Source organism: Pseudomonas parakoreensis, assembly GCF_021602155.1.
In the GTDB taxonomy this organism is placed as follows: Bacteria; Pseudomonadota; Gammaproteobacteria; order Pseudomonadales; family Pseudomonadaceae; genus Aquipseudomonas; species Aquipseudomonas parakoreensis.
This window is the reverse complement of sequence record NZ_BQHY01000015.1, coordinates 67,741-90,415: the sequence shown is the minus strand read 5'-3', so window position 1 is coordinate 90,415 and position 22,675 is coordinate 67,741. Positions and strand designations below refer to the sequence as shown.

The 22,675-nt window shown below is 59.8% G+C and carries 24 protein-coding genes and 1 tRNA gene; 11 read left to right on the top strand and 14 right to left on the bottom strand.

The features are described 5' to 3' along the window. A complete protein-coding gene (trmJ, locus tag L6D63_RS22000) occupies window positions 1-771 on the bottom strand; it encodes a tRNA (cytosine(32)/uridine(32)-2'-O)-methyltransferase TrmJ (protein ID WP_041071810.1) in 771 nt (256 codons plus the stop codon). A gap of 145 nt (window positions 772-916) precedes the next feature. Here trmJ and suhB point away from each other — a divergent pair, with 145 nt between their 5' ends. After that, on the top strand, window positions 917-1,735 hold the full coding sequence (gene suhB, locus L6D63_RS21995) for a type III secretion system regulator SuhB (protein WP_007964419.1): 819 nt from the start codon (window positions 917-919) through the stop codon (window positions 1,733-1,735). A gap of 241 nt (window positions 1,736-1,976) precedes the next feature. Here suhB and L6D63_RS21990 read toward each other — a convergent pair whose 3' ends face one another. The 6 genes from L6D63_RS21990 to queA form a co-directional block, all read right to left on the bottom strand. Next, window positions 1,977-2,525: a glycine zipper 2TM domain-containing protein gene (locus L6D63_RS21990; RefSeq protein ID WP_041071808.1), complete on the bottom strand. Its 549-nt coding sequence runs from the start codon at window positions 2,523-2,525 to the stop codon at window positions 1,977-1,979. A 121-nt stretch (window positions 2,526-2,646) separates the two neighbouring features. Next, window positions 2,647-3,561: a protein translocase subunit SecF gene (gene secF, locus L6D63_RS21985; protein ID WP_041071806.1), complete on the bottom strand. Its 915-nt coding sequence runs from the start codon at window positions 3,559-3,561 to the stop codon at window positions 2,647-2,649. A 9-nt stretch (window positions 3,562-3,570) separates the two neighbouring features. Beyond that, entirely contained in the window at window positions 3,571-5,439 is a 1,869-nt protein-coding gene (gene secD / locus L6D63_RS21980) for a protein translocase subunit SecD (RefSeq protein ID WP_041071804.1), read from the bottom strand. Between the two features lie 64 nt (window positions 5,440-5,503). After that, the gene (yajC, locus tag L6D63_RS21975; protein WP_041071802.1) at window positions 5,504-5,839 is read right to left on the bottom strand and encodes a preprotein translocase subunit YajC; all 336 of its coding nucleotides are present in this window, start codon (window positions 5,837-5,839) and stop codon (window positions 5,504-5,506) included. 43 nt (window positions 5,840-5,882) lie between these two features. Continuing rightward, the gene (tgt, locus tag L6D63_RS21970) at window positions 5,883-6,998 is read right to left on the bottom strand and encodes a tRNA guanosine(34) transglycosylase Tgt (RefSeq protein ID WP_161794909.1); all 1,116 of its coding nucleotides are present in this window, start codon (window positions 6,996-6,998) and stop codon (window positions 5,883-5,885) included. Window positions 6,999-7,012: 14 nt separating this feature from the next. Further along, window positions 7,013-8,077, bottom strand: coding sequence for a tRNA preQ1(34) S-adenosylmethionine ribosyltransferase-isomerase QueA (gene queA, locus L6D63_RS21965; RefSeq protein WP_007964414.1), 1,065 nt, complete (start codon window positions 8,075-8,077; stop codon window positions 7,013-7,015). A gap of 108 nt (window positions 8,078-8,185) precedes the next feature. On the opposite strand from queA, the gene L6D63_RS21960 reads away from it, so the two are divergent. Then, window positions 8,186-8,270: transfer RNA gene (locus L6D63_RS21960), tRNA-Leu, on the top strand. A gap of 194 nt (window positions 8,271-8,464) precedes the next feature. Here the strand turns inward: L6D63_RS21960 and L6D63_RS21955 are convergent. Together L6D63_RS21955 and L6D63_RS21950 are read right to left on the bottom strand one after the other, a co-directional pair. After that, window positions 8,465-8,752: a hypothetical protein gene (locus L6D63_RS21955; protein ID WP_047296354.1), complete on the bottom strand. Its 288-nt coding sequence runs from the start codon at window positions 8,750-8,752 to the stop codon at window positions 8,465-8,467. A gap of 28 nt (window positions 8,753-8,780) precedes the next feature. Continuing rightward, a complete protein-coding gene (locus L6D63_RS21950; RefSeq protein WP_047296355.1) occupies window positions 8,781-9,137 on the bottom strand; it encodes a DUF7079 family protein in 357 nt (118 codons plus the stop codon). Between the two features lie 351 nt (window positions 9,138-9,488). On the opposite strand from L6D63_RS21950, the gene L6D63_RS21945 reads away from it, so the two are divergent. Then, complete coding sequence (locus L6D63_RS21945; protein WP_047296357.1) at window positions 9,489-9,818, top strand: hypothetical protein; 330 nt, start codon at window positions 9,489-9,491, stop codon at window positions 9,816-9,818. Between the two features lie 34 nt (window positions 9,819-9,852). On the opposite strand, the gene L6D63_RS21940 is transcribed toward L6D63_RS21945, so the two are convergent. Then, window positions 9,853-10,608 (bottom strand): hypothetical protein, encoded by a 756-nt coding sequence (locus L6D63_RS21940; protein WP_047296359.1) that lies wholly within the window; start codon window positions 10,606-10,608, stop codon window positions 9,853-9,855. A 118-nt stretch (window positions 10,609-10,726) separates the two neighbouring features. Here L6D63_RS21940 and L6D63_RS21935 point away from each other — a divergent pair, with 118 nt between their 5' ends. The 4 genes from L6D63_RS21935 (at window position 10,727) to L6D63_RS21920 (ending at window position 14,350) form a co-directional block, all read left to right on the top strand. Then, entirely contained in the window at window positions 10,727-11,101 is a 375-nt protein-coding gene (locus L6D63_RS21935) for a hypothetical protein (protein WP_047296361.1), read from the top strand. Window positions 11,102-11,211: 110 nt separating this feature from the next. Continuing rightward, window positions 11,212-11,943 carry a hypothetical protein gene (locus L6D63_RS21930; RefSeq protein WP_047296363.1) on the top strand — a complete coding sequence of 244 codons (732 nt, stop codon included), beginning with the start codon at window positions 11,212-11,214 and terminating at the stop codon, window positions 11,941-11,943. Window positions 11,944-12,015: 72 nt separating this feature from the next. Further along, window positions 12,016-13,935: an alkaline phosphatase D family protein gene (locus L6D63_RS21925; protein WP_131671084.1), complete on the top strand. Its 1,920-nt coding sequence runs from the start codon at window positions 12,016-12,018 to the stop codon at window positions 13,933-13,935. Window positions 13,936-13,966: 31 nt separating this feature from the next. Further along, a complete protein-coding gene (locus tag L6D63_RS21920; protein WP_131671083.1) occupies window positions 13,967-14,350 on the top strand; it encodes a hypothetical protein in 384 nt (127 codons plus the stop codon). A 237-nt stretch (window positions 14,351-14,587) separates the two neighbouring features. Here the strand turns inward: L6D63_RS21920 and L6D63_RS21915 are convergent, their stop codons facing one another. Then, on the bottom strand, window positions 14,588-15,760 hold the full coding sequence (locus tag L6D63_RS21915; RefSeq protein WP_047296367.1) for an aspartate aminotransferase family protein: 1,173 nt from the start codon (window positions 15,758-15,760) through the stop codon (window positions 14,588-14,590). A 102-nt stretch (window positions 15,761-15,862) separates the two neighbouring features. Between L6D63_RS21915 and L6D63_RS21910 the strand changes: the two genes are divergently transcribed. Both L6D63_RS21910 and L6D63_RS21905 read left to right on the top strand, forming a co-directional pair. Then, entirely contained in the window at window positions 15,863-16,768 is a 906-nt protein-coding gene (locus L6D63_RS21910) for a LysR family transcriptional regulator (RefSeq protein ID WP_047296368.1), read from the top strand. A gap of 53 nt (window positions 16,769-16,821) precedes the next feature. Further along, a complete protein-coding gene (locus tag L6D63_RS21905) occupies window positions 16,822-17,235 on the top strand; it encodes a GNAT family N-acetyltransferase (RefSeq protein WP_047296369.1) in 414 nt (137 codons plus the stop codon). Window position 17,236: 1 nt separating this feature from the next. Here the strand turns inward: L6D63_RS21905 and msrA are convergent, their stop codons facing one another. Genes msrA through msrB form a run of 3 tightly spaced genes read right to left on the bottom strand, consistent with a single transcriptional unit; the run spans window position 17,237 to window position 20,294 of the window. Then, on the bottom strand, window positions 17,237-17,941 hold the full coding sequence (gene msrA, locus L6D63_RS21900; protein ID WP_047296370.1) for a peptide-methionine (S)-S-oxide reductase MsrA: 705 nt from the start codon (window positions 17,939-17,941) through the stop codon (window positions 17,237-17,239). Between the two features lie 15 nt (window positions 17,942-17,956). Continuing rightward, window positions 17,957-19,732 carry a cytochrome c biogenesis protein DipZ gene (locus L6D63_RS21895; RefSeq protein WP_047296371.1) on the bottom strand — a complete coding sequence of 592 codons (1,776 nt, stop codon included), beginning with the start codon at window positions 19,730-19,732 and terminating at the stop codon, window positions 17,957-17,959. A 43-nt stretch (window positions 19,733-19,775) separates the two neighbouring features. Further along, entirely contained in the window at window positions 19,776-20,294 is a 519-nt protein-coding gene (msrB, locus tag L6D63_RS21890; protein WP_041071767.1) for a peptide-methionine (R)-S-oxide reductase MsrB, read from the bottom strand. Between the two features lie 151 nt (window positions 20,295-20,445). On the opposite strand from msrB, the gene L6D63_RS21885 reads away from it, so the two are divergent. Both L6D63_RS21885 and L6D63_RS21880 read left to right on the top strand, forming a co-directional pair. Then, complete coding sequence (locus L6D63_RS21885; RefSeq protein WP_041071765.1) at window positions 20,446-21,156, top strand: response regulator transcription factor; 711 nt, start codon at window positions 20,446-20,448, stop codon at window positions 21,154-21,156. Beyond that, complete coding sequence (locus tag L6D63_RS21880; protein WP_131671082.1) at window positions 21,153-22,673, top strand: sensor histidine kinase; 1,521 nt, start codon at window positions 21,153-21,155, stop codon at window positions 22,671-22,673. The genes L6D63_RS21885 and L6D63_RS21880 overlap by 4 nt, the downstream gene beginning before the upstream one ends. Window positions 22,674-22,675: the final 2 nt, after the last annotated feature.

Below are 22,675 nucleotides of genomic sequence, written 5' to 3'. Positions count from 1 at the left end.
TCAGTCCTTCCGCTTAAGAAGCTCACCACGGGCCGCTTTCTGGGTTTCCGTGAGGATGCCACGCAAAATATTCATTTCCGCCCGGCTGACCGAGCTGCGTCCGTACAACCGGCGCAGGCGCGCCATCAAGTGCCGCGGCTTTTCCGGATCAAGAAACTCGATGGCGACCAGCGTCTGCTCCAGATGCTCATAAAAGCGCTCCAGCTCATCCATCGTCGCGAGCTCGGCACTTTTCACCGAGGCCACTTCTTCTTTCTCGATCTTGGTCGGCTGCCCTTGAGCGGCCAGCCAGGCCATGCGCACTTCATAGCTCAACACCTGCACCGCCGCCCCGAGGTTCAACGAACTGAACTCAGGATCGGAGGGGATGTGCACGTGAAAGTGACATCGCTGCAACTCTTCGTTGGTCAGGCCGGAGTCCTCACGACCGAATACCAGCGCGATCTCCGCGCCCTGCCCGGCCTCCTCGACCACTTTGCTCCCGCATTCGCGGGGATCGAGCAGCGGCCAGGGAATGCGCCGGTCACGGGCGCTGGTTCCGAGCACCAGATTGCAGCCGACCAGCGCATCTTCCAAGGTGGCGACGACCTGTGCGTTTTCAAGAATATCCCCGGCACCGGAAGCACGGGCATCGGCTTCGTGGTGCGGAAACAGGCGCGGCTCGACCAGCACCAAGCGCGACAGACCCATGTTTTTCATGGCGCGCGCGGCCCCGCCGATGTTGCCGGGGTGGCTGGTATTGACCAGGACGACACGAATGTTCTGCAGCAAGGGAGGCGCTCTCGGACACAGGAAAGGGGTGCAAATCTTACAGAACAGCCTACCGTTAAGCTATGAAAGCGAACAGCGACCTTCACCTGAAGAAAAGTTCTGATAGAATGCGCGGCTTTCTTTAACAACCTTAGGTGACACATCCATGCAGCCCATGCTGAATATCGCGCTGCGCGCCGCCCGCAGCGCCAGTGAACTGATCTTCCGCTCCATCGAGCGCCTGGATACCATCAAGGTCGACGAAAAAGACGCCAAGGATTATGTATCCGAGGTCGATCGCGCCGCCGAACAGAAAATCATCGATGCGCTGCGCAAGGCTTACCCGAATCACTCGATCCAGGGTGAAGAGACCGGCATGCACGTCGGTAACGGCATCGAAGGCGAAGAGTACCTGTGGATCATCGATCCGCTGGACGGCACCACCAACTTCCTGCGCGGCATTCCTCACTTTGCGGTCAGCATTGCCTGCAAATACCGTGGTCGCCTGGAACACGCAGTGGTTCTGGATCCGGTTCGCCAGGAAGAATTCACCGCCAGCCGTGGTCGCGGCGCTCAACTGAATGGTCGCCGCCTGCGCGTCAGCGGTCGCACCAGCCTCGAAGGCGCCCTGCTGGGTACCGGCTTCCCGTTCCGTGACGACCAGATGGACAACCTCGACAACTACCTGGGCATGTTCCGCGCCCTGGTTGGCCAGACTGCCGGCATCCGCCGCGCCGGTTCCGCCAGCCTGGACCTGGCCTATGTGGCTGCCGGTCGCTTCGACGCGTTCTGGGAATCGGGCCTGTCCGAGTGGGACATGGCGGCTGGCGCCCTGTTGATCCAGGAAGCAGGCGGCTTGGTGAGCGACTTCACCGGCGGTCACGATTTCCTTGAAAAAGGCCATATCGTTGCCGGCAACACCAAATGCTTCAAGGCCGTGTTGACGGCGATCCAGCCGCACCTGCCGGCTTCGCTGAAGCGCTAAGCTTCCCGCGAAACGAAAAAGCACCCTTCGGGGTGCTTTTTTTGTGCCTGCGACTTCAGCCTCCACTCGAATCCACTGTGGGAGCGAGCTTGCTCGCGAAGGCGGCGGGTCAGCCAACATCAATTCTGGATGGCAGATCGCATTCGCGAGCAGGCTCGCTCCCACAAGGGGCACGGCGAGGCCAAAAATTGCGAGCACAAAAAAGCACCCCGCAGGGTGCTTCTTGTTAAACAGTCAGTGCTTACTGACCCGGCTGATTCTGCGACAGAATCAACTTGCCTTCCTTGTCGACCGGAATCTGGTTGCCCGGATCACGATCCATCCGCACTTTGCCTTCCTTGCCATCCAGCGAATAACGCACGTCGTAACCGACGACCTTGTCGCTGATGTCATTCACCGTGTTACAGCGAGTCTGGGTGGTGGTGTAGGTGTCACGGTTCTGCATGCCTTCCTGCACCTTGTTACCGGCATAACCACCACCGACCGCGCCAGCAACCGTCGCAATCTTCTTGCCGGTACCGCCGCCGATCTGGTTACCCAGCAAACCACCCGCTACCGCACCAATCGCGGTACCGAGGATCTGGTGTTGATCCTTGACCGGCGCCTGGCGGGTTACAGCAACATCCTTGCACACTTCACGTGGAGTCTTGATCTGTGTTTTGACCGGTTCTACGGCCAGCACTTGCGCATACTCAGGGCCGCTTTTAACCAGGCTGTAGGTGGCAACAGCACCCCCGGCAGTCACACCGACAGCACCCAATACCGCACCAACCAGCAACGACTTGTTCACATGAACCTCCTGACCATCACATGCGGGACGCGCCCGCGCCTCTCCCAGCCTTGGAGCATAAAAAAAGGCGCGAGTTCAACTCGCGCCTTTTCTGGGCTGACAGCCGGAGAAAGGATGGCCGTTATGGACGGTCGTCGACTTCCTTCTCGGTGTTGGCCGGAGGAATCAGATCCTCGGTGCTCAGGTTCAGCCAGATCAGCACCACGTTCGCGATGTAGATCGACGAGTAGGTACCCGCCAGCACACCGATGAACAGGGCGATGGAGAAGCCGAACAGGTTGTCGCCGCCGAAGAACAGCAGCGCAGCGATCGCCAGCAAGGTGGAGATCGACGTTGCCATGGTCCGCAGCAGGGTCTGAGTGGTCGAGATGTTGATGTTCTCGATCAGCGAAGCCTTGCGCAGCACACGGAAGTTCTCGCGAACCCGGTCGAATACCACAATGGTGTCGTTCAGCGAGTAACCGATGATCGCCAGTACCGCCGCCAGCACCGTCAGGTCGAAGGTGATCTGGAAAAACGATAGGATACCGATGGTCACGATCACGTCGTGGATCAGCGAAACGATGGCGCCGACCGCGAATTTCCACTGAAAGCGGAAAGCCAGGTAGATCAGGATGCCGCCGAGCGCCAGCAGCATGCCGAGGCCGCCCTGGTCGCGCAGCTCTTCACCGACCTGCGGGCCGACGAACTCGACGCGCTTGACCGTCGCCGGGTTGTCGCCGCCGACTTTCTGCAACGCGTCTGCTACCTGATGGCCCAGCTGCGGGTCTTCACCCGGCATGCGCACCAGCAGGTCGGTGGTCGCACCGAAGTTCTGCACGATGGCTTCGTGGTAACCCGAAGTCGCCAACTGCTCACGCACTTTGGTGACGTCAGCCGGACGCTCGTAGGTCAGCTCGATGAGCGTACCGCCGGTGAAGTCCAGGCCCCAGTTCATGCCCTTGTGGAAGACGCTGAAAATAGCCAGCAACGTGAGAAACACTGTGACGCCGAACGCGAAGTTGCGAACGCCCATGAAGTTGATTGTACGTAACATGGCAGCCCCTTAAATCCACAACTTCTTGAAGTCACGTCCGCCGAAGATCAGGTTGACCATTGCGCGGGTCACCATGATGGCCGTGAACATCGAGGTAAAGATCCCGAGGGACATGGTCACTGCGAAGCCCTTCACCGGGCCGGTGCCCATGGCGAAGAGGATGCCGCCGACCAGCAGAGTGGTCAGGTTGGCGTCGAGAATCGCAGTGAATGCCCGGCCGAAGCCTTCGTTGATTGCACGCTGCACGGTCATGCCGGCGGCGATCTCTTCACGGATCCGCGAGAAGATCAGTACGTTGGCGTCGACCGCCATACCCATGGTCAACACGATACCGGCGATACCCGGCAGGGTCAGTGTTGCCCCCAGCAGCGACATCAAGGCCAGCAGCAGCACCATGTTCACCGCCAGCGCAACGGTGGCGATCAGGCCGAAGAAGCGGTAGATGGCGATGATGAACAGCGAGACGAACAGCATGCCCCACAGCGACGCATCGATACCCTTGGTGATGTTGTCAGCACCCAGGCTTGGACCGATTGTGCGCTCTTCCGCGAAGTACATCGGAGCGGCCAGACCACCGGCACGCAGCAGCAGCGCCAGTTCGGACGATTCGCCCTGGCCGTTCAGGCCGGTGATACGGAACTGCGCACCCAGCGGCGACTGAATGGTCGCCAGGCTGATGATCTTCTTCTCTTCCTTGAAAGTCTGTACCGGCACGTCTTTCTCGACGCCGTCGACAACCTGCTTGGTGTAAGTGGTCACCGGACGCTGTTCGATGAAGATCACCGCCATGCTGCGACCGACGTTCGAACGGGTCGCGCGGCTCATCAGCTCGCCACCGTGACCGTCCAGACGAATGTTCACTTCAGGCGTGCCGTGCTCGCCGAAACCAGCCTTGGCGTCGGTCACCTGGTCACCGGTGATGATCAGGCCACGCTCGATCTGCGCAGGAGGACGCTTGCCTTCACGGAACTCGAAGGTCTCGGAGGTGGCTTTCGAAGCACCCGGCTCTGCAGCCAGACGGAACTCGAGGTTGGCCGTCTTGCCGAGAATACGCTTGGCTTCAGCAGTGTCCTGCACGCCCGGCAGCTCAACCACGATGCGGTTGGCGCCCTGACGCTGAACGATCGGTTCGGCAACACCCAGCTCGTTGACGCGGTTACGTACCGTGGTCAAGTTCTGCTTGATGGAGTATTCACGGATTTCCGCCAGCTTGGCCGGGGTCATCGCCAGACGCAGCACCGGTTGACCGTTGAGGTCGGCCGGAACAATGTCGAAATCGTTGAAGTTCTTGCGGATCAGCGCACGGGCCTGTTCGCGGGAGTCAGCATCGCTGAAGCCCAACTGAATGGCGCCGCCCAGTTGCGGCAGGCTGCGATAGCGCAGTTTTTCTTTACGCAGCAGGCTCTTGACGTCGCCTTCGTAGACTTTCAGGCGGGCGTCGAGGGCTTTGTCCATGTCCACTTCCAGCAGGAAGTGCACACCACCGGACAAGTCCAGACCCAGCTTCATCGGGTGCGCGCCGAGGTTGCGCAGCCATTGCGGGGTGGTTTGTGCCAGGTTCAATGCGACGACGTAGTCATCACCCAATGCCTTGCGCACAACGTCCTTGGCCGGCAGCTGGTCTTCAGCCTTGGTCAGACGGATCAGGCCGCCCTTGCCGTTGGCCGCCAGCGAAGCTGCCTTGACGTTGATCCCGGATTCACGCAGCGCGGTGCTGACGCGATCCAGATCGGCCTGATTGACCTGCAGAGCCGTGCTGGCGCCGCTGATCTGAATGGCCGGGTCATCGGGGTATAGATTGGGAGCGGAATAAATCAGACCGATCGCCAGCACCGCCAGGATCAGAATGTATTTCCACAGAGGATATTTGTTCAGCATCACGCCGCCCGTTATGAACGCGGGGCGCCTTGCGCGCCCCGTCGATTGAGTAGAAGTTGGAACCTTAGATCGCTTTCAGCGTGCCTTTTGGCAGCGTGGCGGCGATGGCGCCCTTCTGGAACTTCATTTCCACGGTGTCGGAAACTTCCAGAACCACGAAGTCATCGGCCACTTTGGTGATCTTGCCGGCGATGCCGCCGGTGGTGACCACTTCGTCGCCCTTCGCAAGGCTGCTCAGCAGGTTCTTCTGCTCTTTGGCGCGCTTGGCCTGTGGACGCCAGATCATCAGGTAGAAGATGACCAGGAAGCCGACCAGGAAAATCCACTCGAAGCCGCCGCCCATAGGCGCAGCAGCCGGTGCAGCCGCGTCAGCCATGGCATTAGAGATAAAAAAGCTCATTTAGCACTCCAGTTGCAAATGTTGAATCTTGGGGTCAGAAAACTCAGTCCAAAGGCGGAACGGGGAGCCCGCGTTTGGCGTAGAAGGCATCGACAAAGGCGGCCAATGTACCCTGTTGAATAGCCTCGCGCAAACCAGCCATCAGCACCTGATAATGGCGCAAGTTATGGATGGTATTGAGCATGCTGCCGAGCATTTCGCCGCACTTGTCCAGGTGATGCAGATAAGCGCGGGAGAAGTTCTGGCAGGTATAGCAATCGCAGGTCGGATCCAGCGGCGAATCATCATGGCGATGGAACGCGTTACGGATCTTCAGCACGCCTGTATCAATGAACAGATGCCCATTGCGGGCATTACGGGTTGGCATCACGCAATCGAACATGTCCACACCGCGGCGCACACCCTCAACCAGATCTTCCGGTTTGCCAACGCCCATAAGGTAACGAGGTTTGTCAGCGGGCATCATGCCCGGCAGATAATCCAGCACCTTGATCATCTCGTGCTTGGGCTCGCCCACCGACAGACCGCCGATGGCCAGGCCGTCAAAGCCGATCTTGTCCAGACCTTCCAGCGAGCGCATGCGCAGATCCTGGTGCATGCCGCCCTGAACGATACCGAACAGCGCCGCGGTGTTGTCGCCATGCGCGTTTTTCGAGCGCTGGGCCCAACGCAGCGACAGCTCCATCGAAACGCGAGCAACGTCTTCGTCAGCCGGGTACGGCGTGCATTCGTCGAAGATCATCACGATGTCGGAACCGAGATCGCGCTGCACCTGCATCGATTCCTCGGGGCCCATGAACACTTTCGAGCCGTCGACCGGGGAAGCGAAGGTCACGCCCTCCTCCTTGATCTTGCGCATCGCGCCCAGGCTGAACACCTGGAAACCGCCGGAGTCGGTGAGGATCGGGCCCTTCCACTGCATGAAATCGTGCAGGTCGCCGTGTTCCTTGATCACCTCGGTGCCCGGGCGCAGCCACAGGTGGAAGGTGTTGCCCAGAATGATTTCCGCGCCAGTGGCCACGATGTCACGCGGCAACATGCCCTTGACCGTGCCGTAGGTGCCCACCGGCATGAAGGCCGGGGTCTCGACGGTGCCACGCGGGAAGGTCAGCCGACCACGACGAGCCTTGCCATCGGTGGCAAGCAGTTCAAAGGACATGCGACATTCGCGACTCATTCTGTTTCCTCTGGGCCTGTGTGTTCAGGGGCAGTCGGGGCGGGATTACGGGTGATGAACATCGCATCACCGTAGCTGAAAAAGCGGTACCCGTTGTCGACGGCGGCTTTATAGGCGGCCATGGTTTCGGGATAACCGGCGAATGCCGAAACCAGCATCAACAGCGTCGATTCCGGCAAATGGAAGTTGGTGACCAGGGCATCGACCACATGGAACGGCCGGCCCGGGTAGATGAAGATGTCGGTGTCACCGCTGAACGGCTTGAGCACGCCATCGCGCGCGGCACTTTCCAGCGAACGCACGCTGGTGGTGCCCACGGCAATCACCCGCCCGCCACGCTCACGGCACGCGGCAACGGCGTCGACCACGTCCTGGCCGACTTCCAGCCACTCGCTGTGCATATGGTGATCTTCGATCTTGTCGACGCGTACCGGCTGGAACGTCCCCGCACCGACGTGCAGCGTGACGAACGCGGTCTCGACGCCCTTGGCGGCAATCGCCTCCATCAGCGGCTGATCGAAATGCAGCCCCGCCGTCGGCGCCGCCACCGCACCGAGACGCTGGGCGTACACGGTCTGATAGCGCTCGCGATCCGAACCTTCGTCCGGGCGGTCTATATAAGGAGGCAACGGCATATGCCCGACGCGATCGAGCAGCGGCAGCACTTCTTCAGCGAAGCCCAACTCGAACAACGCATCATGACGCGCGAGCATCTCGGCTTCACCACCGCCGTCGATGAGGATCTTCGACCCCGGCTTCGGCGACTTGCTGGAACGCACATGAGCCAGCACGCGGTGCGAATCGAGCACGCGCTCAATGAGGATTTCCAGCTTGCCGCCCGAGGCTTTCTGCCCGAACAAACGCGCCGGAATCACCCGGGTATTGTTGAATACCATCAAATCGCCCGGGCGCAAATGCTCAAGCAAATCAGTGAATTGACGGTGTGCAAGGGCGCCGCTCGGCCCATCAAGGGTCAGCAGGCGACTACCGCGACGCTCGGCCAAAGGGTGGCGGGCGATCAGCGAATCAGGAAGCTCGAAGGTAAAGTCAGCAACGCGCATGATGGGGTTCGTCTAGCAGGGCCGGAAAGTCTAGCGGAATTATCAAAAATTGACCATGAAACGTGATTGACCAACGGTAATCACCTCTCTATACTTCGCCGCCATTGAGCCCTGATGGCGGAATTGGTAGACGCGGCGGATTCAAAATCCGTTTTCGAAAGGAGTGGGAGTTCGAGTCTCCCTCGGGGCACCAAAATTAAGAAAGGTCTTGCTTAGCAAGGCCTTTTTTTTCGTCTGCAGGAAAGTGGGGCAAATATTTTTTCACACCCATGAGACGAGAAAGCTGCCGCGTAGAGGTTCAAGCCGACGATTTCGAAATCTGGTAACGTCAAATAATACGTAATGAGAAAAGGCCTCCACCGAGGCCTTTTTCTTTGTTTCACCCAGCTATTTTTTCCTGCAAACCTCGACGTCGTTTTGGGTTTTCAGATCCGTGTCGATGCCGAGCCGATACCTGCAGTAATCAATGATCCACTTACGCTCCTGCTCCGTGAATCGTTCGACTTGACGAATCTCCCCGTCATTGGCGTGGATATTGTAAAACTTCATCTGAAAAGTCGGATGCTTCTTGATGAACAGGATCGTTTCGATGTCCCCATCCTCAAGCGCTTCGTAATACCCAACGTAAAGCACTGGCACCAGAACCAAAATAAACAGGGCAGTCAGTTTCTTCATGGTCGCTTATACCATTGAACGCTTGGGCTCAAAGCCTACTGGCGACTTCCTTCCAGATGTAGGCGTAGTTGTATTTCAGCCAACGAACCAGCACTTTATCGAACTGCCTAAGAAACCAGCTGCGCTCTCTAGCTGCCAGCCTTTCTTCTATCGACTGTCTGAGTTTGTCGGGATCGAACCCAGTCCACACCGGAGGCACAGCTGCAACGAGATTGGTAAAGCACACCGGCGCGACCTCTGAATAAAGAATTTCGTAAAGTATTTCAGGGGCGACGCCTCTTACCTTATCTGCCACGTAGTCATATTCGACGGGAAAATCGTTGAACGGTTCGGACAGTGCAGCTCTAACGTTCGTCAGTTGTGGCTCATTCAAAAAATGCTCCAACAGGAAAACTCCTTCGGTTGCGTTCCACTACCGCGGCACAGATCAAACGCCAAACCGAAGCATGAATTCAGATATCTAGATCAGGCGCACGCTCAGCCTGAGCCCCTCCCCCAAACAAACGCTGGGCTATCTGACTACCTCGCTCCAGGCCCAGCCTTCCTAGAACTCGTTCTGTTGCTTAGGTCATTGAATATCCCGGCGCTGCCCGCGCACCTGTTTTGCCTCGGGACTGCACCTGATGCGTCCGCTCAGTATAATCACGCCCGCCAGCACGCGACCTGCCGCCCTTTGCGGCTCTCCCTGGTCGTACCAAATTTCAAGACTCATGCTCAAGGAACTCCAAGGCCAACCATGGAAACGTCACTGGAAACCGTCGCCCTGTTCTCCCTCAAACTCGCTTACGAGGAGGAAGGCCTGAGTCCGATTCTGCGGGATGACCTGGTCATGGGCGACTATCAGAAAGACGTGTTCGAATTGCTGGTGCGCCGCGGGGATGTCAAGACCATCCAGTTCAAGATGAACGAGTGCCTGGACTTGGCGATGGATGCGTTGGGCGGGGTCGAGAAACCGTTGGGGCGAGAACTGCACAAGCTGTCAGCAGATTTCCGTCAGGCGCAGTCGCTGGAGCAGCTTGATCAGCCGCTCCTCGCGCTCAAGGGTTATTTGAAGGACATTCTGTAATCAGAGGCGCAATCTGTAGAAACTGCCCTTCGGATTAGTGCCGCACTTTTACTACTCGAATGTTGACGGGAAACCCACCTGGCCCTTCCAGCTTCTTCCATCCCACGTATTGAAAAATCGCGTCCTGATCGATGGTCTCGCCCCTCTCCACCATCTCTCCGCCAAGCACCGCGACCTCTTTATAGACGGCGCAGTTGCCCTCATCGGGATGGGCGGTGTAGATCACATAGGGTTTGACGTATCTCACGGCGCGGAAATGTCGGCCGCAGCCCCAATCGACCGTGATCATCAACGTCTTCAGATACGCTTCGCCATCCGTTTCCGATTCCTCGGCGAGTTCCTTGAGCTTGCCAATTCCGCCGACGTCGCTAAAGCCTAGATCGAGGGCGCGCTTATATTCCGGGGACTTCTCGTGCTCGGCCTGCGCCTTGAAGTATTGCTGTTGAAGCTCCGCGACCAGTACCTCCTCTTCCTTGTTCCGGATCACGAACGCTTGAGCAATGACGTTTTCACAACGGGCATATTCGGGAGAGGTAAGGCTTTCCTGGGAGAGGTGATCGCGATGGACATAAACAGTGCGATTCAAACTGTCGACGCGGTCCATCGCTTGCCTGGTAGTCATGACCCCTTTTTGAACGTTGTTCACTACTTGCTGAAAACGCTCGCAATCGGCGAGGTACTCCTTCCAGGCGACCTCCGGGGTTTCATCCCAGTCGGCAAGCGCCGGGGTCATTACGATGGCGAGAAGGAACGCGCCGAGCAGGCGCGGTGTAAAAGAAACATTCGGCATGCGTAGTCCGTTACGTGTTTGAAGAAAGTGGCGCGAAGCTACTATTTTGCTATCGTGCCGTCCACTGTCGGCAAGGTGCCGAGTGTTTGTACCGCGACTGGTTCGAAGGATGGATACGATGGATGTAGCGTTTTTCTTTATCGCCTGGATAGGCATGTGGGTCTGGGTCGTCAGGCAGCGTGGTGCGTGGAATCTGCTACTCGCGAATGTGTTGGGGGCGGCCAGCGGCATGATTGTTGGCTTGGTGGTTTCGCAGCTTTGTGTCGGTCTGTTCGGCTCCAGCCGGCCACCGGTCCCGGGGGTCATGGGATCGCTTCTGGAAATGCTCGCGACTGCTGCGGCGCTGACCGGCGTATGGATGCTGGTGGCCCGTCGCTCGCAAGTCGAACATCCCGTTGCGCGTCAGCTGCTGGCCGGCCTTTGCGGCGTTGTGGCCGGCATCACGGCGATCATGTTTTTTGTTCAGATCAATCCGCCCAATCTCGGCATGTGAATGTCTTCGTGGCGTCAGACCTCTATTTTGATATCTTGCCGCCCAATCTCAGCATTCACGGCCAGTGAGTGCTGTTTGGCAGGCTATTGAAGGGTTAAGGAAAGGATCGCATGGAGTTTCTGAGTTTTCTGGCATTTGTTGCGGCCTGGGGTTTCATGTGGCGCTGGGTGGTGAAAAACCGCGGCAGCTGGAATCTGTTTTACGGCAACATCGTTGGCGCGGCGGGCGGTTTTATCGTCGGCATGGTGGTGCTGTCGATCTTCCTGTCGTTGTTCCCGTCGGCGCATAAGCCCAAACGGGCGCCCACCGAAGAGGTGATTACCCAGAACGAAGTGACCACCAGCCTGCTGCCGGAAGCCGAGTCGGATTCGACGGCCGTGGCACTGGAAAATGCTCCGGGGTTTGCCGCTATCGAGCCCGACAATCAGCCTTCGCCCCGCGACTCTGCACTGCTGCCAAACTACGCCAACCGGGCACCGAAATCGATGTCCGAAAAAACCGTTCTGGATCAGAGCGACGCGCAGGGCCGCAAAGCGTTCAGCGCGCTGCGCGACAAGCTTGCTCAGCATGCCGACAGCGACAAATCGATGCTCGCGTATGTCATGTGCAGCCCTTACGTGACCGGTGCCTTGCGCTTCCCGGCGTCGGCGCGCTTCGCTGACAGCACCGCCGTGGTTACTCAACGCTTTAAGGGCCAGGTCTACACCCTCAGCAACAAGGTCACTGCACGCAACATGAATGGCGATGACGTCACTTATCGCTTCGAATGCTCGGTGCAGGAGCAACCCGCTTCCAGCGAATGGCGACTGCTGGCGCTGAAGCTGCAGAAGGCTGACGCTTAAGCCTCGTTTAAGGGTTCAAGGCGCCGGCTGCGCTATCATCGCCAGCCTGTGCGCCTTGAGCCTTGCCTGCGAATGTCCTCGATACCTGCTGACCTGAATCCGTTGCCTCCTGTCTTGGCCGGCCCGCTGCTGCGCCGGTTGGAACCGACGCGAATCGTCCTGTGGCTGGTCGGCACCCGCATACTGGCGCTGACCCTGCGCCTGCAAGGTGTAGGAGACATCCCTCTCGATGCCGGGAAATGCACGGTCATCCCCGTCGGCCGTCACGCGTTCGTCCATCTGATCGACGTTGTACTCGACAGCGCCCTGCCCTGCGACACCCGCATCGACTACGACCTGTTGATCGACGGCCACTCGCCCATCGCCGAATGGGCGCCGCATCTGCTGTACGGCAACGCTGGTTGTCCGAACCTTGTCGTGCGTTCGCGGATCGATCAGTTGCTGCACGGTTCCTGCCGCAAGCCGCATCATCCGGCGGCAGACGGTCTGCTGTGCGTTGACCAACTGCTTTCTGGCGAAACCGATCCGCAACAACGTCCGGCCCTGCTGATGATGAGCGGCGACCAAATCTACGCCGATGACGTCTCCGGGCCGATGCTGCGGGCGATTCACTGTCTGATCGAACGTCTTGGCTTGTTCGACGAACACCTCGAAGGCGCGGTGGTCAGCGACAGCGCCAAGCTCTACAAACACCCGGCCAGCTACTACCACCGCGCGGATCTGTTACCGGCGCTGGAGAGTAACGAGACCTTGCGCGAGCGTTTTTTCGGCGGTGCGCGCAAACCGATTTTCACCAGCAGCAGCGCCGACAATCACCTGGTGACCTTCGCCGAAGTGATGGCGATGTACTTGCTGGTGTGGTCGCCGGTTGCCTGGGGGTTGATCAATCCTGCTGCTCCAGCGCTGACGCCTGAACGCTTGCAGCGCTACACCCTGGAGCAAACCCGCATCGATGGCTTCAAGGCCGGTTTGGGCAACGTTGCCCGAGCCTTGGCGCATCTGCCGAGCCTGATGATTTTCGACGATCACGACATCACCGATGACTGGAATCTTTCCGCGCAATGGGAGGAAACCGCCTACGGCCATCCGTTCTCCAAACGCATCATCGGCAACGCCTTGATCGCGTACATGTTGTGCCAGGGCTGGGGCAACAATCCGGATGCGTTCAGGGATGTGCTGGAGAACACTCGACGCCTGAGCGCCAGCGGTGACGATCGCTATCTCGACAGCCCGGTGCAGGACGCGCTGATCGATGACTTGCTGCGCTTTCAGCATTGGCATTTCGTGTTGCCGAGCAGCCCGGCGCTGGTGGTGCTCGACACCCGCACCCGGCGCTGGCGCAGCGAGATGGCACTCAAGCAACCCTCTGGTTTGCTGGACTGGGAAGCGCTGAGCGAGCTGCAGCAGGACCTGCTGGATCATCCGTCAGCGATCATCGTTTCCCCCGCGCCGATCTTCGGTGTGAAGCTGATCGAGACCGTGCAGAAGGTTTTCAGCTGGTGCGGTTATCCGCTGCTGGTCGACGCGGAAAACTGGATGGCCCACCGTGGCGCCGCGCAGGTGATCCTGAACATTTTCCGACACACTCGCACACCCGGAAACTACGTGGTTCTGTCGGGCGATGTGCATTACTCCTTCGTCTACGAAGTGCTTATCCGACACCGCAAGGCCGGACCACGGATCTGGCAGATCACCAGCAGCGGGATCAAGAACGAGTTTCCGAAAACCCTGCTGGAATGGTTTGACCGCCTCAACCGCTGGCTCTATTCGCCGCGCTCGCCGTTGAACTGGTTTACCAAACGCCGGCGTATGCGCATCGTGCCCTATACCCCGGAACATGCCGAAGCGGGTGAGCGGCTGTGGAATTCAGCGGGGATCGGCCAGGTGTTTTTCAATGCGCAGGGACAGCCGAGCGAGATCATTCAGCACAATTCGAACGGGGCGGTGAAGACGCGGATGCTGGCGCCGGAGTTGGGGGATTATCCTGATTGATATGGCCTCTTTTGCCCACAGTGAGATTGCAGTGACGATACCTTCGCGATTACTTATCACCCGCGACAGCGTACATGCCGGCGATGATTGCGAGGCTCCCCATGCGCGCTGGATCAACCTGCAAGAAATTGAAACCCTGGAGGCTGCCCTGCGCCTACTACTTCACAATGGTTATCTGCCAAGCATTGCTGGTGGATGTGCGACATGGATCGTACGCGGGCCTCAGGCCCTTGCTGTAATTGCCCAGCAATGGCAGGAGCCTCGTTTTCTGGTCAATGCCCAGTCGACACTGGTCAATTTGGAAGAGCTGAGGTTTGTATATTTGTGCCAGGTAGATCCGGAGCTTGTTTTCGACTGCCTGCTAACAGGCGCCGAACTTCCTGACAAATACAGCGGATTTAAGACGTCAAAGTAGTCGGAAGGGGACTACAGTTTTTAAGGAAACATCTCTGGAATCGCTGATTCATACTCTGCTTCCCTTACACAGGAAGCAGAGCCATGCGAAAAAGAAAGCCAGACCCTTTAGAAATCGATACAACGACTTACCTTTTAAGCTCCCCGGCCAATGCTAGAAGACTGCTGAGATCTATCGCAGAAATGCACAATGGAATTCGTGCAAATACGGACGCCTCTTCGTTCAATTTCCTGCCTCTCAGTCAGTTGAGACCGCCAGCCCCACACCTCTGACAATCATCCCCACCTCCCGCTCATCAATCGTCAGCGGCGGCAGCAGCCGTATCGTCTTGCCCCGTGTGACGTTGATCAGCAACCCATGATCCCGCGCCGCAATCAGCGTCAAATCGCGAATCGGCTGTTTCAACTCGATTCCAATCATCAAGCCCTGCCCGCGAATCGCCAGCACGTTGGGGTTGTCTGCCAGTTCGGCGCGCAGGCGGGTCAGCAGGCGTTCGCCCTGCACCCGGACATTCTCTAGCAGCCCCTGTTCTTCGATGATGTCCAGCACCGTGCAGCCTACCCGGCAGGCCAGCGGGTTGCCGCCGAAGGTGCTGCCATGGCTGCCGGGAGTGAACAGGTCCGCCGCTCTGCCCCGTGCCAGACAGGCGCCAATCGGCACGCCGTTGCCGAGGCCTTTGGCCAGGGTCATGACGTCCGGCACGATGCCTTCATGCTGAAACGCAAACCACTGGCCGGTGCGGCCGATGCCGGTCTGGATTTCATCGAGCATCAGCAGCCAGGCGTGCCGATTGCACAGGTCACGCAGGGCTTTGAGGTAGCCGGGCGGCGCCAGTTGCACACCGCTTTCGCCCTGGATCGGCTCGACCAGAATCGCCACGATGCGCGCGCCGTGCTTTTGCTGCAGCTGATCCAGCGCCGCCGGATCACCGAAAGGCACTTTGACGAAATCCCCCGGCAGTTCATTGAAACCCAACCGCACCGCCGGGCCATCGCTGGCCGACAAAGTGCCCAACGTGCGGCCATGAAACGCGTTGGCCATGACCACCACCAGCGGCTGTTCGATACCTTTGCGCCAGCCGTATAACCGGGCCAGCTTCAGCGCGGTTTCATTGGCCTCGGCGCCGGAGTTGTTGAAGAACGCCCGCTCCATTCCCGACAGCTGCGTGAGTTTCCGCGCCAGTTGTTGCTGCCAGTCGATGCTGTACAGGTTGGAGGTGTGCAGCAGCATTGCGGCCTGTTCGCTGATGGCAGCAACGATGCGCGGATGCGAGTGCCCGACATTGGTCACCGCGACACCCGCGACGGCATCCAGGTATTCACGACCGGCCTGATCCCACAGGCGAGTGCCCAGGCCTCTGGTGAAACTCAAGGCCAGCGGTTGGTAGGTGTTCATCAGGGCGGCGGTCATGACTTCAAACTCCAGTGAAGGTCGGTGTGTTTGCAGTATGGTTAGCCACCAGAACTGGATAAACTCGGCAAAACTTCAATCATTTAACAGCAGAGCTTGATAATGGACCTGTTGCAGGCGATGAGCGTCTACGTGAAGGTCGTGGAAGCCGGAAGCATGACGGCGGCCGCGTTGCAGTGCGAAATGTCCACCACCATGGTCGGAAATCACCTGCGCGCACTGGAGCAACGGCTCGGCGTGCAGCTGCTGCAGCGCACCACCCGCCGCCAGCGGCTGACCGAATTCGGCAGCGTTTACTACCAGCGCTGTCTGGACGTTCTGGGTTTGGTGGCCGACTCCGAACGTCTCGCCGAACAGGCCCTTGATGAACCCCGTGGCCTGCTGCGCATCACCGCGCCGCTGACCTTTGGCGTCGAACGCCTGGCCCCGGCACTCAGCGAGTTTTCCCTGCAATACCCGCAGGTGAAAATGGATGTGGTGCTGACCAACAGCCGACCGGACCTGCTGGAAAGTGGCCTCGACGTGGCGTTTCGGCTGGGGCATTTCGAGCAGTCGAACCTGATCGCCCGGCCGCTGATCGACTACACCCTGACCGTGTGCGCCTCGCCGGCCTATGTCGCCCGGCGCGGCATGCCGATCACCCCGAACGACCTGCAACAACACGACTGCCTGTCGTTCGCCTACCCTGCCGGCGACGACTGGCAATCGGTGGAAAAACGCTGGCGCCTCAGCGGCCCGCACGGAGAGATTCTGGTCGACGTCAGCGGCCCGATGCTGATGAACACCTCGGCCGGCCTGCATCAGGCAGCGCGCACCGGCATGGGCATCGTCATGCTGCCGGACGCGCTGGTGGAACAGGACCTGCGCGACGGCAAACTGGTGACGGTGATCCCCGATTACCAGCCACCGAGCCGTCCGTTGCATTTGCTGTACGCGCCGGATCGTTATCGTTTGCCCAAGCTGCGGCGCTTCGTCGAGTTCGCGATGAAAACCTGGGGCAGATCCTGACCCGGTTGCTATCGACTACGCTCCGATGATTGCCGACAAGGATGCTGCTATCGATGAAAAACGACCTTACCGTACGCGATCTGTTGCCCGACGAAGTGGAGCCAGTTCGGCTGTTTCTTGGGCAAAATGGCTGGAGCCACCGAACAGGCTCCAGCGACTACTTCGCTCAACTCATCGAAAACTCCCAACGCACTGCCGTCGCACTGAGCGGCGAGAAGATCATCGGTTTCGCCCGAGGCATCACCGATGGTTTGTCCAACGGCTATCTGTCGATGGTCGTGGTCGATGACCAGTATCGACGCGCCGGCGTCGGCCGCGCGCTGGTCGAGCATGTCATGGGTGACAACCCGGAGATCACTTGGGTACTGCGCGCCGGACGTGAAGGTGCGGAGGCGTTTTTTGCCAGTTTGGGGTTTGAAACATCGGTGATTGCCATGGAGCGCCCGAGGCTTAAGCAACACATCTGAATCAACTCCCGCTTTTCACCAACACCGGCTTCTCCTGATAACGCTGCGCGAACAATTGCTTCAACTGCGCGACCTTGGGCATGTCGTTGATCACGATGTACGGATAAGTCGGATGTTCGGTCAGGAAGTCCTGGTGGTAGTCCTCCGCCGGGTAGAAACCGTTGTAGGTTTCCAGTTTCGTAACGATCGGTTTGCTGTAGGCATGCGCCGCGTCGAGTTGGGCGATGTAGGCCTGCGCCACCCGTTGTTGATCGGCGTTGACCGGGAACAATGCCGAGCGATATTGCGTACCGCTGTCCGGCCCCTGGCGGTTGAGTTCGGTCGGGTTGTGGGCCACCGAGAAGTAGATCTGCAGCAGGCTGCCGTAGCTGACTTGCGTCGGATCGAAGGTGACTTGCACTGACTCGGCATGACCGGTGTCGCCTGCGCTGACCCGTTCATACTCCGCCGTATCCGCCGCGCCGCCGGCATAACCCGAGACGGCTTTCTGCACGCCTTTGACGTGCTGGAAAACCCCTTGCACACCCCAGAAGCAACCACCGGCGAACACCGCCGTTTCGCTGTGCGCCTGAGTGGTTTCGTCGAGGGCTGGCGGCGGGATGACCACCGCGTCCTCTGCACCGAAAGAGAACGCCGAGCATTGGCCGATCACACCCGCCATGGCGACACCGAGCAACACACGGCGCCAGTTGTTTTGAGCTTTCATGTTGCGCACTCCCGATCAGCCGAAGGTGAAGGCGTAAGCCGATACGCCCGGGTCAAGAAATTCGATGGTGAAGGTCCGATCCTTCACCGCATCGGTTTGCCGCACCAATTGGTACAGGCGCTGCTCGGTCACACGGCCGCTGCCATCCGCGGCGACATCGACACCGTGGGCATCACCTGGCGCCTGACCATCAATCGACACTTTGAAACGCACCGGTTTGCCATCCGCCCCCGGGCCCAGCACCAGATGCAGGTCGCGGGCATGGAAGCGATAGACGATGCGGCTGGCCGGCGCGCTGGCGGTAGCGCGTTCGGCACCGACGGCCCACTGGCCACCAAGGCTCCAGTCATTCAGCGTCAGGTTGACCGGTGGGTTATAGGTCGCCACCTTGTCAGGCACCAGGCCGGTTTCCGGTACGAAATGTTCCGCACGCTGGTAGCCGACATAGGTTTCCGGTGACAGCACCTGATTCATATCCGGCGCCTGTTGCACGCCTTGGGCGTCAGCGTTGATCAAGCCGTCGGCGACGGTTTTCGCCCCGGCTTCACGCAGTAACTGCTGGATGACCCGCTCCGATTCGGCGTAGTCGCCTTCGCCAAAATGGTGGTAACGAATCCGTCCCTGAGCATCGGCAAAATAATGCGCCGGCCAGTATTCGTTGTTGAAAGCGCGCCAGATCTTGTAGTCGTTATCGATGGCCACCGGGTAGTTGATGCCCAGCTCCTTCATGGCCTTAGTGACATTGCCCACATCGCGCTCGAAAGCGAACTCCGGGGCGTGCACGCCGATCACCACCAGGCCTTGATCGCGGTACTTCTCGGCCCACGCTTTGACGTACGGCAGCGTGCGCAGGCAGTTGATGCAGGAGTAGGTCCAGAAATCCACCAGCACCACTTTGCCCTTTAATGCCTGAGCGTCCAGCGGTGGCGAATTGAGCCATTGCACGGCGCCGTTGAGCGGCGGTAAGTGGCCTTCGACTGGCAATGTACCCGGAGCCTTGTCGGCGACTTTCATGGCTGCGCCCGCCGCGGGAATCTGCGCCACCATCGTGCCGTTGCCAGCGGGAGATTTGCCGGAGAGTTGGCCCACCAGTGCCTGTTCAATGCCGCCCGTGGACGCCGTCGACAGCCGCGCCAACAGCCCGGTATCGAGGCCCAGCGCAATCGCCGCGACACCCGCGAGCATCGCCGCCCCCAACCCGCGCCGGATCCATTCACCGGTGCCAATCGAGCGCTTCATCAACGCAAACACCTTACCGCCCAGCAGCAGCGCCGCCGCCAGTGAAGTCGCGGCGCCCGCCGCGTAGGCGAGCAACAACAGCGTGGTGGCGATGCTTGCCCCTTGCAGCGCGGCGCCGGTCAGAATCAAACCGAGGATGGGCCCGGCGCACGGCGCCCAGAGCAGCCCCGTGGCAACACCGATCAGAAACGAGGCGCCGGGACGCGGACGATTGTCCTGGCCCGCGGCTTCGGACAGCCGACTGCCGGCCGAGACCAGCGGTCGCGTCAGGCGCTCGGCGAGGCGTGGCAGCAGCAGCGTCAGCCCGAACAGTGCAACGAACAGCAACGCGAGCCAGCGCCCGTACTGATTGACTTGCACCACCCAACCGCCGCCCACCGCCGCCAGTGTGGCGACGAGGGCGAAAGTCAGCGCCATCCCGGTCAATAGCGGCAAGCCACTCTTGATAAACGGCTGCCCGCTGCGAGCGAAGACAAAAGGCAGAACAGGCAGGATGCACGGACTGACGATCGTCAGCACACCGCCCAGATAAGCGAGAACCAAGAGCCACATGGTGTCGTCCTGTAGAAAGTGAAGATCGAAAAAGTGCCATGGCTCATGCCGCCACGGGTTTGAACGTCATCGCCAGGCCATTCATGCAATAGCGCAGGCCGGTCGGTTTCGGGCCGTCATCAAAGACATGCCCCAAGTGCCCGCCGCAGCGCCGGCAGTGCACTTCATTGCGGACCATGCCGAAGGAACGGTCCTGACGCGTGGCCACCGCCTGTTCCAGCGGTGCCCAGAAACTCGGCCAACCGGTGTGGCTGTCGAACTTGGTTGCCGATGAAAACAGCGCCAGGGCACAGCCCGCGCAGGCGAATGTGCCGCTGCGATGTTCGTTGTTGAGCGGGCTGGTGTAGGCCCGTTCAGTGCCTTCTTCGCGCAGGATGGCGTATTGCTCATCCGAGAGCAGCGAGTGCCATTCGCTGTCGCTATGGGTCACCTCAAACGCCTCATCCGCTTGCGCCTGCTCGACCAGCGCGGTGCCCGGGGACAATTTTGGCAATACACCCGCCACCAGGGCTGCGAGCCCCAGCCCGCCGCTCGCTACGAGAATCTGTCGCCGTGAAAACATGGCCGTCTCCAAAAATTCCAGGTGCCTGTCATGGAACACAGCCTAGGCTTGGGTTGATCGCCAAATCCTCACGGGAAGTTAACGAATTCGTGATAACTCGCCCCCAGGAAAACCCGCACAATGCACTCATTGCGCCGAAGGATTGAGCTTGATGGAACCGACCAGACGCATCCTCGTGGTCGAGGATGATCAACACATCGCTGACCTGATTTGCCTGCACCTGCGCGACGAGCATTACGACGTCGTGCACAGCGCCGACGGCGATGAAGGCATGCGCCTGTTGCAGCAGGGGCAATGGGATGCGCTGATCCTCGACCTGATGCTGCCGGGCGTCGACGGCCTGGAAATCTGCCGCCGCGCCCGGGCGATGGCGCGCTATACGCCGATCATCATCACCAGCGCGCGCTCCAGCGAACTGCACCGCATTCTGGGTCTGGAACTGGGGGCCGACGATTACCTCGCCAAACCGTTTTCCATGCTGGAGCTGGTGGCCCGGGTCAAAGCCTTGCTGCGCCGGGTCGACGCCATGGCGCGCAATCTGAAGATGGACGCCGGCAGCCTCAGCCTCGATGGTCTGAACATCGACCCGATCACCCGCGACGTCACCCTCAATGGCGCGCGTCTGGACCTCACTCCGCGAGAGTTCGACCTGCTGTATTTCTTCGCCCGACAACCGGGCAAGGTCTTCTCACGCATGGACCTGCTGAACGCGGTGTGGGGCTACAGTCATGAAGGTTACGAGCACACGGTCAACACCCACATCAATCGCCTGCGGGCGAAGATCGAAAGCGATCCGGCACAACCGACCCGCATCCTCACCGTGTGGGGTCGCGGCTATAAATTCGGCACGGAACAACCATGAGACTGAACCTGTCGCAGCGCCTGTCGCTGGTGTTCGCCGTTTTGCTGCTGGTGTGCTGCGGCACCTCGGCATGGCTGCAAGTGCGCTCGAGCAAGATGCATGAACTGGAAGTGGTGCAAGGCCTGTCGCGGGATCTGGCGCAGCACATCGCCCATGACACGGTGCTGATGGACAGCAATGGCCTGATGCCCGGCGCCGTGCGCGAACTGTTCAGCAAGCTGATGCTGGTCAACCCGAGTGTCGAGGTGTACCTGCTCGACAGCGAGGGGCGGATTGTCGGCAACGCGGCGCCGGAAGGCCATCTGCGCCGGGAAACCGTCGATCTGGCGCCGATCCGCCACCTGCTCAATGACCAGCCGCTGCCGATCCTCGGTGATGACCCGCGCAGTGCCGACGGGCGCAAGGTGTTCAGTGCCGCGCCATTGAAGGTCAACGGCAAGTCCGCCGGTTATCTGTACGTGGTGTTGCTCAGCGAAGAACACGATCGCTTCGCTGAACGGGGCGCGACCAGTGCCGCACTCAATACGGCGTTGCTGTCGATCGGGCTGGTGGCGCTGTTGTGCCTGATCGCGGGTCTCACGGCGTTCAACCTGATTACCCGACCCTTGCGCCGATTGACCGAAACCGTCAGCCGCTTCGACATTGATGGCACGCCGCAACCGCTGCCCGCTCCGTCAGCAGCTGTGGATAAAAGCGCTGACCCGGATGAGATCGCCGTGCTTGATGGCGCCTTCCGCCAAATGCAAAAACGCCTCGGTGAGCAGTGGCGCTCATTGACCCGCCAGGATCAGGAGCGACGCGAACTGGTGGCGAATATCTCCCACGACCTGCGCACGCCACTGGCCTCGCTGCACGGTTATCTGGAAACCCTGTCACTCAAGGACGCTACGCTCACCGCCGAAGAACGCCGCCGCTATCTGGGCATTGCGCTGGATCAGAGCCGCAAGGTCGGCGGGTTGGCGCAATCGCTGCTGGAGCTGGTTCGTCTGGAACACGGTTTCGTGCAACCGGTACTGGAACGCTTTTCACTGATCGATCTGCTGCAGGACATCTTCCAGAAATTCGAACTGGCCGCCGAAGCCCGCCATGTCGAACTCAAGGCCAGCTTCGTGCCCAACCTGCCAACGGTCTGCGCCGACCTCGGGTTGATCGAACGGGTGCTCACCAACCTGGTGGATAACGCCTTGCGCTACACGCCTGCGGGCGGTGAAATCGAGCTGGATGTGAAACCCCTGGGCGTCTTGGTCGAAGTCACCGTCAGCGACACCGGCCCCGGCATCGCTCCGGAGCTGCGCGAAGGTCTGTTCCTGCGTCCGTTCAATATTGGCGGGGCGCGACGTGACGGCGGACTGGGTCTGCGCATCGTCCACCGTATCCTGCAACTGCACGGGCGTGAGATTCAGTTGATCGATGTCGCCGGGCGCGGGGCGACTTTCCGCTTCACGCTGCCGACCGATCAGCAAACCGCGGAACAGTGGATGGTGCGCTCGATGAACCTGAACACGCCGGACAAATAATC